An 11867-nucleotide genomic window follows, 5' to 3' on the forward strand; every position below is an offset into this window, starting at 1 on the left:
CGGGGGACGCGTTTGACGTTGTCGGCATGTCGATAGACGCGCCGGACGTCGTCGTCACGCCAAGAGGTGCGTCGGACGTAGTCGTTACATCGAGAGACGCGTCGGACGCCGCCGGCCTCTGCCCGCCCGAGCTCCGACCTCCGACCTCTGCCGGGAGGGGGACACCTCGCTTGGGGCGGATATACTTCTTCTTGAGCGGCGACGGCAGACTGGGAGCGAAGCGTGAGATGTGTTGCGATGTGCAGGGGCCTGGGCGTGGGCTACGCCTGCGTCCTCCTCGACCGTCCGGCTGGGATGCTGGAGGCCAGGGTATCCACCCATGCTGGTGACGAGGTCCCCTCTCGCTGCCTTCCCGTCGGGCCGGGCGTGCGCGAGACGCTCTGCCACCATGCCGCCGCAGGTTGCGTATGGGTCGTAGTGCTCCCCCTCCTCTCCACGGACTGCGACATTGCGCTCGAGTCTCCCTCTGGGGAGAAGGGTCGCCTGAGGTTCTCCGTCTGCGGCTCCAAGCTGCAGTCCCGCCTCCTCACCATGCGCCATCCCCAGGTGGCGTCGGCCCTTCGCGGGATCGAGCGCAGGGCTTCGGGGGCGACCGCTTCCCTCAGCGTCAGGGAGGTCTGGTCCAAGGGGAATGACGTCGCCGTGTGGCGGCTGGGCGCGACCTTCCCCGGGGAGGGTGCGAGTGGGCCCGAGCTCGAGGTCCTCTCGTCCGACGCCTCTCGGCAGGTGCATGCCAGATGGCACCTGCTCGAGGACCAGCTGGTGAGGGATGTGGTGGGTTCCCACCGCGTCATGAGCTTCTCCCTGGAGCTTCCTCGCAGCCTCGACCACTTCTGCGTGGTCGTCCGCGTGGGGGAGAGGAGCTGCTTCGCGGGCATGCACCCCAACGTCGCCGCCTCCCACTGGGCCAGGACGAACGAGCGCCTGGGCGCGGCGTACGCCGATCCCGCCTACGAGCGCTGGTTCGAGGCCCACCGCGCGAGCGACGCAGAGCTTGGCCGCCAGCGCCGGGGCTGGAGGGACTCCCTTGGCCCGGACGCGCCACTCGTCTCGCTCGTGATGCCCGTGTACAGGACGCCTGCCAGCTTCCTGAGCGAGGCCGTGGGCTCGGTCCTCGCGCAGTCATATCCCAACTGGGAGCTCGTGCTGGTCAACGCCAGCGGTCCCTGCGGCTCCGTCGACCAGGTCCTGGGTGCGATCGACGACCCCCGCATAAAGGTCGTGGAAGTGGAGAACCGCTCGATCGCGGAGAACACGAATGCAGGTATAGCTGCCGCAACGGGCGACTACGTCGGCTTCATGGACCATGACGACGTGCTGGAGGGAGACTGCCTCTGGTGCTATGCCCAGGAGGTCGCCAGCAACCCCGAGGTCGACCTCCTCTATTGCGACGAGGACAGGCTCAGGGACGGGCACCTGCACGGGCCTGCCTTCAAGTCTCCTCCCAGCCTGACCAAGTTGCACGGCCACAACTACGTGACGCACCTCCTCATGGTGAGCAGGAGGGTCCTCGACCTCACGGAGCGCTCTGGCGCGGACGTGGCGGGCGCGCAGGACTTCGACCTCACCCTCAAGGCCTTCGAGGTCGCGCGAGACGTCGTGCGGGTCCCGCGGGTGCTCTACCACTGGAGGGAGCACGGAGGCTCCACGGCGGGAGGTGGCGACCAGAAGCCCTACGCCCACGTGGCAGGCAGGATCGCGCTCGAGCGTCACCTTGCCCGCCGCGGTCTCGTCGCGAGCGTGGGCGACGGGCCCCTGCCCTACACCTATCGCGTCCGCTACGACTTGGGCGAGGAGCCGCCCCTGGTGAGCGTCATCGTGCCCAACCGCGACCACGCGGGGCTTCTGGGGCGCTGTGCCAGGAGCCTGCTCGACCGCACCGACTACCCGCGCCTCGAGCTGGTGGTGGTGGAGAACGGGAGTTGCGACCAGGAGACGTTCGACCTCTACGAGAGCCTTCGGCAGGACCCGCGCGTGCGCGTCGTGAGCTGGCAGCCGCGCCACGAGGGCGAGTTCAACTACTCCGCCATCGTCAACCTGGGGGCCTCGCACGCCCTGGGAGACGTGCTCCTCTTCCTCAACAACGACACGGAGGTCATCGACCCCTCCTGGATGTCGGAGCTGGTGGGGGAGCTCGGGAGGCCCGAGGTGGGAGTCGTGGGGGCCAAGCTCCTCTACGAGGACGACCTCGTGCAGCATGCGGGCATGGTGGCCAATGCCAACTGCGACTTCGCCCACGTCAACCAGAACCTGGCGGCCGACGCGCTGGGATACGGCTACTCCGCCGGCCTGCCCGGCGACTTCTCCATGGTGACGGGCGCCTGCCAGGCGGTGAGGCACGAGGTCTTCGACGAGCTGGGGGGCTACGACGAGGAGCTGGCAGTGGGCTTCAACGACGGCGACTTCTGCCTGCGGGCGCGCGAGGCGGGCTACGTGGTCGCGTACACGCCGTATGCCCGCCTGCGCCACCGGGAGTTCTCGTCACGCGGGCGCGAGTCCGTGGACGTGGGCATGCGTCAGCGCTACCTAAGCGAGAAGGCCCTCGTCGTACGGAAGCACCCTGGCTTCTTCGCGAAGGGGGATTCTGCCGTCGACCCCAACCTGGACAGCTTCAGCGACTACTTCCAGCTGAGGCACGACGAGGCATAGGGTGCCGCCCCGAGGGTGCCGCCCCGCCCGGGCGCGCCTAGCGCCCCGCCCCGCCCGTGGCGTCCCTGAACGCTCGCAGGGGAGAGGTGATCGCCCTGCCTATCTTGAAGGAGGGCGACCCGGTCACGCACTCCAGCTCGCCCGCCAGGGCGTCAAGGCCCAGCCTGGCGAACGAGAGGTCGGTCTGCGAGCGCCGGACCTCCTCCTTCTCGAGGGCGAAGTAGCGGAAGAGGAGCTCGTCCAGGGGCAGCTCGAGAATCGCCTCGCAGCGGTCCCAGCGGTCGGGGTTGATGGCGTCCTCGCGTGCCAGCTGGTCGAAGCGCAGCTCGCGCAAGCCCTCGTCGTGCATCTTCTGGTAGATCGCGGAGAAGCCCTCGAGGGAGCGTGCGCGCTGGAGGTTCATCGCGACGCCCTCCGTGACCCAGTTCACGAAGGACTGTCCGTACAGCTCCCAGGTACCCTCCCCGTCAATCTGGTCCCTGAGCTCGACGAAGGCGTCGTAGAAGTCGAGGGGGTACGAGTCGCTCGTGAAGAGGGCGCTTCCGGGGTTGTTCACCCGGTAGCGGTGGAGGGGGCGGTCAAGGAGTGCTATCCGGTGCGCCTCGGTCAGGGCCCTGCAGGTGAAGAGCAGGTCGGCCGTGCGGTGGACGTGCTGGAAGCGGAGCCCGCGCCCTTGCACGAAGCTCGCTCGCCAGAGCTTGTTGTGCACCCAGTTCTGGAAGGAGTTGAGTATGCGCTGGGGGTGCTCGTGAGGGTCGAACACGTCCGCGCCTATCCAGTCGACGTCGAAGCACCAGTGGAAGTACCTGAGCTCGCCCGTCTGGTCGTCGAGCTCCTGCGTTCGGAAGACGACCAGGTCTGCGTCGGTCTCCTCCCCGCGGGCGATGGCCTCTTCGAGGAGGGTGGGCTCCATGAGGTCGTCCGAGTCGAGGAAGTAGAGCCATTCTCCCCTGCAGGCGGCGCGACCGGCGTCGCGGGCCACGCCCTCGCCGCCGTTGGGCTGGTCTATGACACGGATGCGCGGGTCGGTGGAGGCGAGGCGCTCGAGTAGCTCGAGGGTGCCGTCGGTGGAGCCGTCGTTGACCAGGACGAGCTCGAAGTCCCCCATGGTCTGGGCCAGCGCGGAGGCCACCGTCTGCTCGATGTGCCGCACCGCGTTGTAGCAGGGTATGGCTATGGACGCCTTGGGCATGTGGGGCTCTCCGTTCGAAGTCTACGGTCCCAAACAGTCTAGACGAGCCCGTGCCGGGGTTGTATCGTCGCACGCGGCCAACGGAGGGCGTGCAATGCCATGTCCCCGTTCCTTGTCCAGAATTGGACCTTGGCCCTTGTGCGGCCGACGACTGGCGCGGCGTGCCACGCGTCGCTTGCCAGAGGGTAGACTCAGGTCGCTGAGCAAACGTCGACTTTGGAGGACGTATGACCGAAGAGGAGCTCAAGGAACGGCTTGACGCATATGTGGACGAGGTCTGGGAGGATGCCGTCGAGGACATCCGCTCGCTCGTGAGGATTCGCTCCGTCGAGGACCTCGAGGCGGCCGCGCCAGGCATGCCCTGGGGGCCGGCCAGCCACGACGCCCTGGTGCAGGGCCTCAAGATCGCCGAGCGCCTGGGCCTGGAGGCCCACGAGTGCGAGGGCTACATCGGTTATGCGGACTTGCCGGGCGACTCGAGGCGACAGATCGCCACCATCGCGCACACCGACGTCGTGCCCGAGGGTCTGGGCTGGACCGTCGACCCCTTCGACGTGACCCGAAGGGATGGCTACCTCATCGGCCGCGGCGTCCTCGACGACAAGGGCCCCCTGGTCCTCTCGCTCTATGCCGCGCACTTCTTCAAGCGCCTTGCCGATCGCACGGGCAAGAGGCTGCCCCGCACCCTTCGCTGCATCGTGGGCAACGCGGAGGAGACCACGATGGGCGACCTCAAGTGGTACCTCGCCCACTACGACGGGCCCGACTTCTGCTTCTCGCCGGATGCCGACTTCCCCCTGATCTGCGGCGAGAAGGGCGTCTTCCATGGCCACTTCACCTCCGCGGAGGCCTTTGGGGGCGAGGGGGAGAGCCGCATCGCCTGGATGGATGGCGGCACCGTCGCCAACGCCATCCCCGGTCGTGCCGAGGCGCTCGTGCGTGCCGACGCCCCCGCCCTTCCGGTGGCCGAGGGCATCGAGCTCAGGGAGGAGCCCTCGGGCCTCGTCCGCATCGTCGCCACGGGCAGGGGAGGGCACGCGTCGCTTCCCGANCGTTGACCAGGACGAGCTCGAAGTCCCCCATGGTCTGGGCCAGCGCGGAGGCCACCGTCTGCTCGATGTGCCGCACCGCGTTGTAGCAGGGTATGGCTATGGACGCCTTGGGCATGTGGGGCTCTCCGTTCGAAGTCTACGGTCCCAAACAGTCTAGACGAGCCCGTGCCGGGGTTGTATCGTCGCACGCGGCCAACGGAGGGCGTGCAATGCCATGTCCCCGTTCCTTGTCCAGAATTGGACCTTGGCCCTTGTGCGGCCGACGACTGGCGCGGCGTGCCACGCGTCGCTTGCCAGAGGGTAGACTCAGGTCGCTGAGCAAACGTCGACTTTGGAGGACGTATGACCGAAGAGGAGCTCAAGGAACGGCTTGACGCATATGTGGACGAGGTCTGGGAGGATGCCGTCGAGGACATCCGCTCGCTCGTGAGGATTCGCTCCGTCGAGGACCTCGAGGCGGCCGCGCCAGGCATGCCCTGGGGGCCGGCCAGCCACGACGCCCTGGTGCAGGGCCTCAAGATCGCCGAGCGCCTGGGCCTGGAGGCCCACGAGTGCGAGGGCTACATCGGTTATGCGGACTTGCCGGGCGACTCGAGGCGACAGATCGCCACCATCGCGCACACCGACGTCGTGCCCGAGGGTCTGGGCTGGACCGTCGACCCCTTCGACGTGACCCGAAGGGATGGCTACCTCATCGGCCGCGGCGTCCTCGACGACAAGGGCCCCCTGGTCCTCTCGCTCTATGCCGCGCACTTCTTCAAGCGCCTTGCCGATCGCACGGGCAAGAGGCTGCCCCGCACCCTTCGCTGCATCGTGGGCAACGCGGAGGAGACCACGATGGGCGACCTCAAGTGGTACCTCGCCCACTACGACGGGCCCGACTTCTGCTTCTCGCCGGATGCCGACTTCCCCCTGATCTGCGGCGAGAAGGGCGTCTTCCATGGCCACTTCACCTCCGCGGAGGCCTTTGGGGGCGAGGGGGAGAGCCGCATCGCCTGGATGGATGGCGGCACCGTCGCCAACGCCATCCCCGGTCGTGCCGAGGCGCTCGTGCGTGCCGACGCCCCCGCCCTTCCGGTGGCCGAGGGCATCGAGCTCAGGGAGGAGCCCTCGGGCCTCGTCCGCATCGTCGCCACGGGCAGGGGAGGGCACGCGTCGCTTCCCGAGGGGACGCTCAACGCCATCGGTCTGCTCGTGGGCTACCTGCTCGACAACGGAATCTGCAGCGCGGGCGAGAGGGGCTTCCTCGAGCTCCAGCACGCCCTCTGCGCCTCGGGGCACGATGGCGCCGTGCTGGGCATCAAGACCTCGGACGAGAAGTTCGGCCCCCTCACCGCCATCGGCGGGACCGTGCGCGCGGTGGGTGGCCGTCTCGTCCAGACCGTGGACAGCCGGTATCCCACGAGCATCGACGGCGATGCCATCCGCGAGCGCCTGGGTGCCCTCGCTGAAGCCCATGGTGCCAGCTTCGCCGTCGACCAGGACAAGGTGCCCTTCTACATCGACCCCCAGAGCCCCGAGGTCCAGTGCCTCCTCAGGAGCTACGACGACTACGCGGGCGGCAGGAGCGAGGCCTTCGTGATCGGGGGAGGCACCTACGCGCGCCTCTTCGAGAGGGCATGCGCCTTCGGTCCCCACGAGCCCAAGGAGGAGGTCCCCGACTGGGTGGGACCCGAGCACGGGGCCGACGAGGGCGTGAGCGAAGAGAGCCTGCGCCGTGCGCTCAAGGTCTACGTCCTTGCCATCTGGAGACTCATGCAGCTCGACTAGCCGAAGCCGGCATTCCCGGACGAGCCTGCCTCATTGCGACCCTCCCGTGCGCTTGGGCGTGCGGGAGGGTCGCCTACAGTTCGATGTCGCGCCAATCGTCCAGCCAGAGCTCCGCAGACTCCCTGAGCGCCTCGACCTCCTGGGTCGGGTCGTCGCAGCGCACCCCGCAGGTGAGGAAGCCAGCCTCGCGCGCGGCGCGCGTGCCGGGCACGATGTCCTCGAAGACGATGGTCTCCCGCGGCTCCCCGCCGAGCTCGTCCGCGCAGGCGAGGTAGATGTCGGGCTCACTCTTGGGCACCTCGACCTCGCGGTTCGTGACCAGCACGTCGAAGAGGGACCGGAGGTCGACCCTCTGCATGCTCAGGAGCACCTCGGGGTCGTTGGTCGTGGCGAGCCCCAGGGGGATCCCCCGGGACCTCAGCTCCCGCAGGTAGCGTAGGGCGCCGGGCCTCAGGCTCGCCTGCGTCTCGTAGAGCGCCCGGCCCAGGCGGTTCCACTCGTCGCAGATGTCCTCCACCGTCTCTTCCAGGCCAAAGCGCTGGATGGTGTAGGCTGCCCCCGCCGCAAACCCCAGCGCGTTCATGGCCTGGGGGTAGTCCTCCTCGTAGGGAAGCCCGCGCGAGCTCAGGAAGACCTCGTCGACCTGTCGCCAGATGCCTGCCGTGTCGCTTAGGGTCCCGTCAAAGTCGAATATCGCCACGGAGAAGCGGGGAGGCCAGAGTTCCTGCGGTGCCATGGGGCTCCTCTCGGATTCTTGCGCGACGTCCTGTCGCGTGGGCGTGCGACCCATTGTAGCGGCAGCTTCGCCAAGGGGTCGCGCCGACGGGCGCAATGGCCCCCGCTTGCCGTACCGCGCGCGAGGTCGCCAGGACATGCCGGCCGTCAATGCTACCCTTGCAGTGTTTGCAATAACGAGGCGTCTCTATGCGAAAGGAGACAGGATGGGCGACGAAGAGCTGAAGCAGGAGGTCCACCAGTACGTCGAGGACGTCTGGGAGGACGTCGTCAAGGACATCGAGTCCCTCGTGGCCATCAGGTCCGTCGAGGACATGGGCAACGCGAGGCCCGGCATGCCCTATGGCCCCGCACCCTACGAAGCGCTGAGCGAGGCGCTCCGGATCGCCTCTCGCCTGGGCCTTGACGCCCACGACTGCGAGGGCCGGATCGGCTATGCGGACCTCGAGGGGGACTCGCCCAAGCAGATCGCGACCATCGGCCACACCGACATCGTCCCCGAGGGGACCGGCTGGCACTACGATCCCTTCAAGGTCACCCGCAAGGACGGCTTCCTCATCGGTCGCGGCGTCCTCGACGACAAGGGCCCCACGGTCCTCTCGCTCTATGCGGCCAAGTACTTCGTCGACAAGGTGGTCGCCACGGGCAGGAGGCTGCCCTACACCCTGCGCTGCATCCTCGGCAACAACGAGGAGACCGACATGCGCGACGTCGAGTGGTACATCGAGAACTTCGAGCAGCCCGAGTTCCTCTTCACGCCCGACGCGGACTTCCCGCTGATCTGCGGCGAGAAGGGTGGCTACTCCGCCACCATCCGCTCGGGCAGGGTCTCTGACGTGATCGTGGACTTCGACGGCGGGACGGTGGGCAACGCCGTCGCCGGCGAGGCCGCGGCCGTCGTGCGCGCCAGTNACGGCCTATACTAGGAGAGGTGTGGAAAATTTTTTGATCGAAAGGACCCTCACATGCGCTTAAAGGGTGCTCAGGGGCTTGCCTGCATCTCTGGTGCGATTCTTGCGGCGCTGCTGCTGCCCACGTCCCTCGCGTGTGCCGTCGAGCCGGCGGCGTCACCGGCCTCGGGAGGCCTCGGCGAGGTCACGGCGTCCGCCCCCACGACGTCGGACGAGGAAGGGGGCGCAACGATTCCGGACGAGCTCAACCGGCCCGACGGGCCTGAGGGGCCGGCCGCTTCCCCCCAGGGGGACGCGAAGGCATGGGATGGGGCGGGTGCGCCGGGCACGGCGGAGGATGCCGTGGTCCACGTGGCGCCCGTCCAGGAGGAAGGCCCCGCAGCCTCCGACGAGGGGGAAGGCCACGCAGCCTCCGACGAGGGGGAAGGCCACGCAACCGAAGGCACTGCCCCCGAAGTGGCCGAGGGCGAGGCGGCGACAGCTCCCGAGGGGGGCGTCGTGGAGACGCGGCCCTCCGCTGCCCCCGAGCCGATGGAGGCCAAGGAGCCCGTCCTGATGGCGCGCGAGCTCGCCGCCCCTGCCACGAACTCCGGCAAGGCCAAGGCGACGTCGCGGGCAACGGCCACGGCGCAGTCGGCGAAGAAGGCGCCGACCGCGCCCGTCGCGCAGCCCTCCGCCAAGCAGGCTCTGGCCGAGGGGAAGGAGTCGACCCTTTCCTACGACGACGTGCACCGCCTCTACAACCCAAACAGCGGCGAGCACTTCTACACCACCTCGCCCAAGGAGCGCGACAACCTCGTGCACGTGGGCTGGCGCTACGAGGGCGTCGGCTGGATCGCGCCCAGGACGGGCCTCGACGTGTTCAGGCTCTACAACCCCAACGTCGGCGACCACCACTACACCCTGAGCGACGAGGAGCGCAGGACGCTCGTGCACGTGGGCTGGCGCTACGAGGGCGTGGGCTGGCATTCGGCAGGGAAGGGCGGCGTTCCCCTCCTGCGCGAGTACAACCCCAGCGCGAAGGCGGGCGCGCACAACTTCACGGTTTCCAGGAACGAGGACTCCCACCTGACCTCCGTGGGATGGAATGGCGAGGGGGTCGCCTGGTATGGGGCGGCCACCTGCGCCGCGGCATCGGTCGGCAGCGAGGGGGGCAGCCATGAGGTCCGCTCCACCCAGTTGGACGGCGGGAGCTACCTCTTCCTTCCCTCGCACGCGACGGACGAGACCGTCGTGCGCTTCACGGACTGGGCGGGAGACCTGCTGCGCCCCTACGTCCAGCAGGGCGGGAGGGAGTCGAGGGTCGATGGCCCCCTCACGCTCGCGGCGCTGAGGAGGCTGGGAAGCGCCAACGGCCAGGGGGACCTGTCCCTCTCGCTCAGGATGGCGCCCAGGCTGAGCCCCCAGAGCCTGACGATCATGCGCTCCGCCAGGATCGAGACCATCTACCTGTCGAGCGAGGACGCGAAGGCGAGGGGCCGTGCCTACGTCGAGGCCGACCCCAGGCACGAGCGCAAGGCGAAGGTGGTCGTGAGCGCGGTCGACGCCCGTGGTGGCGTGATATACGAGAGGGACGACGCGTCAAAGGGCAAGCTCTCGACCGTGAAGGGCAGGGGCAACTCGACCTGGGGCATCGGCAACAAGAAGCCGTACCAGGTCTCGCTCAGCAAGAAGGCGGACCTGCTCGCGACGGGCAACAAGGAGAACCAGTCCAAGAAGTGGGTGCTCCTCGCAAACGCCGCCGACCCCACGCTCATGCGCAGCAGCATAGCCTACGACCTTGCCCGTGAGCTGGGCATGCTGGGCGTGGAGTGCGCCCCGGTGGACCTGTACTACGACGGCGAGTACCGCGGCAGCTACCTCCTCACCGAGAAGGTCGACGTCGGGTCCGGCCGCGTGGACATCCACAAGCTCGAGGACGACTACAAGAAGGCAAACGAGGGCGTTGACCTCGACTCCCTCCCTGCCGCCATACGCAAGGGCGCAGGCGGCCTCGAGTATTCCTGCGTGCCGGGGGTGCGCGACCCCAAGGACCTGAGCGGCGGCTACCTGCTCGAGCTGGACGACGCCTGGCACAAGGGCGAGAAGAGCTGGTTCTCGACCCAGCATGGCCACTTCGTGCTGAAGAACCCCGAGGTGGCCTCGGAGAAGGCGGTGCTCCACGTGGCGGCCGCCATGCGCGAGGCCATGGCAAACGCCGACAAGGGGCGCTTCAACCTGAGTGACGGCTACTCCTTCGACCTCGACTCCCTCGCCAAGACCTACCTGCTGAACGAGCTCCTCAAGAACGTCGACGCATTTGGGACGTCGACCTACTGCTATCTCGACGCCGGGAGCAAGACCTTCGTCTGGGCCCCCGTCTGGGACTTCGACTGCTGCGGCGGCACCCGCACCGACCACTATGACTCGGAGTTCTCGCGTTATGAGGGCTTCAGCCTGATCAACGGGGCCTGGGTGCCCAGGATCGCGGCCGTGCGGAAACGCATGGGGGAGGTCTATGGGGGCCAGCTCTCCCCGCTGGTCGACAAGGTCCTGCTGGGTGGCGGCTCCGCCCGGGGTGGGGAAGGGCAGTTGCGCTCCATCGCCTTCTATCGCGGTGAGCTTGCCGCCTCAGAGCGGATGAACGAGACCGTCTTCGGTATCACGCACTTCGATAACACGGTGAGGCCCTTTGACAGCTGGGCCGGGAACGTCGACTACCTGACGACCTGGGTCAGGAACAGGAATGACTGGCTGCGTGATGGCATCTCCCATGCCGGCTCGCCCAACGCGCCGTTCGTGTACCAGGGCTTCGACTACGGCATGGTCTTCGACTGCGAGTACTACCTGGCGTCCAACCCCGACCTGAGGGCTGCCTTCGGCGGGAGCCCCGAGGCGGCGCTCGCCCACTTCGCGGAGTTCGGCATGAGGGAGGGGAGAAGGTCGAGCCGCAACTTCGACGTGAGGGCCTACCGTGCCGCCAACCCCGACCTCGACCGGGCCTTTGGCAACGACCTCTCCCAGTACTACCGCCACTATTGCCAGCTTGGCTTCAAGGAGGCGCGCCCCGTCCGCTAGGCTCTCCACTTCGGAGCCCAACGAGCAGCAGGCCCCTTGGCATGGCCTCGAAGCCCCCGCCCACCCCTTGGGATGGGCGGGGGGCTTGCGTCGACGGATGCGCTCGGGGAAGGGACTCGGCTATGCGTCGGGAGCGTCCTCCAGGGAGCGCAGGATGCCCGTCAGCACGTCGCTCGGGTCGAAGCGGTTGAGGATGCTCACGAAGCTACGCGCCACGGGGAAGACCTCCGCGTCCACGGACGCGCGGGCGCAGTCCTGGAACGCCTTGCTCATCTCTGGGGTGGGCGCGAGGGGGATGTCGTTCTCCTCGAGGAGCGCCTCGGGGTCGCCCGCCTGGAACTGTCCCCCCAGGCCGACGAGCGCCAGGCCCTGAAGCCCCATGCCCTGCGCCTGGGCGAGCCTCGAGAGGTCGAGGCGGGGGGGGAGCCCTAACAGNGTCGACTACCTGCTCCAGAACGGGCTCTGCGGCGAGGGCGAGCGCGAGTTCCTCGAGCTCGAGCG

The 11867-nt window shown here is 68.2% G+C and carries 9 protein-coding genes; 5 read left to right on the forward strand and 4 right to left on the reverse strand.

Annotation, left to right across the window (positions count from 1 at the left end):
* Positions 1 to 222: 222 nt before the first annotated feature.
* Positions 223 to 2649, forward strand: coding sequence for a glycosyltransferase family 2 protein (locus tag BQ7388_RS00300; RefSeq protein WP_234946715.1), 2427 nt, complete (start codon positions 223 to 225; stop codon positions 2647 to 2649).
* 37 nt (positions 2650 to 2686) lie between these two features.
* Here the strand turns inward: BQ7388_RS00300 and BQ7388_RS00305 are convergent, their stop codons facing one another.
* The gene (locus tag BQ7388_RS00305; RefSeq protein ID WP_072499489.1) at positions 2687 to 3841 is read right to left on the reverse strand and encodes a glycosyltransferase family 2 protein; all 1155 of its coding nucleotides are present in this window, start codon (positions 3839 to 3841) and stop codon (positions 2687 to 2689) included.
* Positions 3842 to 4197: 356 nt separating this feature from the next.
* Between BQ7388_RS00305 and BQ7388_RS00310 the strand changes: the two genes are divergently transcribed.
* Positions 4198 to 4899 (forward strand): M20/M25/M40 family metallo-hydrolase, encoded by a 702-nt coding sequence (locus tag BQ7388_RS00310; RefSeq protein ID WP_456319916.1) that lies wholly within the window; start codon positions 4198 to 4200, stop codon positions 4897 to 4899.
* Here BQ7388_RS00310 and BQ7388_RS11695 read toward each other — a convergent pair.
* On the reverse strand, positions 4823 to 5008 hold the full coding sequence (locus tag BQ7388_RS11695) for a glycosyltransferase (protein ID WP_072499491.1): 186 nt from the start codon (positions 5006 to 5008) through the stop codon (positions 4823 to 4825). The genes BQ7388_RS00310 and BQ7388_RS11695 overlap by 77 nt on opposite strands.
* 227 nt (positions 5009 to 5235) lie before the next feature.
* Here BQ7388_RS11695 and BQ7388_RS00320 point away from each other — a divergent pair, with 227 nt between their 5' ends.
* Positions 5236 to 6663, forward strand: a complete 1428-nt coding sequence (locus tag BQ7388_RS00320; protein ID WP_072499492.1) for a Sapep family Mn(2+)-dependent dipeptidase — start codon at positions 5236 to 5238, stop codon at positions 6661 to 6663.
* Positions 6664 to 6736: 73 nt separating this feature from the next.
* Here the strand turns inward: BQ7388_RS00320 and BQ7388_RS00325 are convergent, their stop codons facing one another.
* On the reverse strand, positions 6737 to 7399 hold the full coding sequence (locus tag BQ7388_RS00325) for an HAD family hydrolase (RefSeq protein ID WP_072499493.1): 663 nt from the start codon (positions 7397 to 7399) through the stop codon (positions 6737 to 6739).
* A gap of 334 nt (positions 7400 to 7733) precedes the next feature.
* On the opposite strand from BQ7388_RS00325, the gene BQ7388_RS00330 reads away from it, so the two are divergent.
* A complete protein-coding gene (locus tag BQ7388_RS00330) occupies positions 7734 to 8324 on the forward strand; it encodes a M20/M25/M40 family metallo-hydrolase (RefSeq protein ID WP_456319917.1) in 591 nt (196 codons plus the stop codon).
* A 39-nt stretch (positions 8325 to 8363) separates the two neighbouring features.
* The gene (locus tag BQ7388_RS00335) at positions 8364 to 11366 is read left to right on the forward strand and encodes a CotH kinase family protein (protein WP_072499494.1); all 3003 of its coding nucleotides are present in this window, start codon (positions 8364 to 8366) and stop codon (positions 11364 to 11366) included.
* A 120-nt stretch (positions 11367 to 11486) separates the two neighbouring features.
* On the opposite strand, the gene BQ7388_RS00340 is transcribed toward BQ7388_RS00335, so the two are convergent.
* Positions 11487 to 11747, reverse strand: a complete 261-nt coding sequence (locus tag BQ7388_RS00340; protein WP_072499495.1) for a hypothetical protein — start codon at positions 11745 to 11747, stop codon at positions 11487 to 11489.
* Positions 11748 to 11867: the final 120 nt, after the last annotated feature.

The sequence above is a fragment of the Olsenella phocaeensis genome, from assembly GCF_900120385.1.
In the GTDB taxonomy this organism is placed as follows: Bacteria; Actinomycetota; Coriobacteriia; order Coriobacteriales; family Atopobiaceae; genus Olsenella_I; species Olsenella_I phocaeensis.

What these genes read in the sequence shown, in the direction of transcription:
- BQ7388_RS00340 (WP_072499495.1), bottom strand. Translation starts at nt 11,747, where the DNA reads ATGGGGCTTCAGGGCCTGGCGCTCGTCGGCCTGGGGGGACAGTTCCAG.
- BQ7388_RS00320 (WP_072499492.1), top strand. Translation starts at nt 5,236, where the DNA reads ATGACCGAAGAGGAGCTCAAGGAACGGCTTGACGCATATGTGGACGAG.
- BQ7388_RS00305 (WP_072499489.1), bottom strand. Translation starts at nt 3,841, where the DNA reads ATGCCCAAGGCGTCCATAGCCATACCCTGCTACAACGCGGTGCGGCAC.
- BQ7388_RS00335 (WP_072499494.1), top strand. Translation starts at nt 8,364, where the DNA reads ATGCGCTTAAAGGGTGCTCAGGGGCTTGCCTGCATCTCTGGTGCGATT.
- BQ7388_RS00325 (WP_072499493.1), bottom strand. Translation starts at nt 7,399, where the DNA reads ATGGCACCGCAGGAACTCTGGCCTCCCCGCTTCTCCGTGGCGATATTC.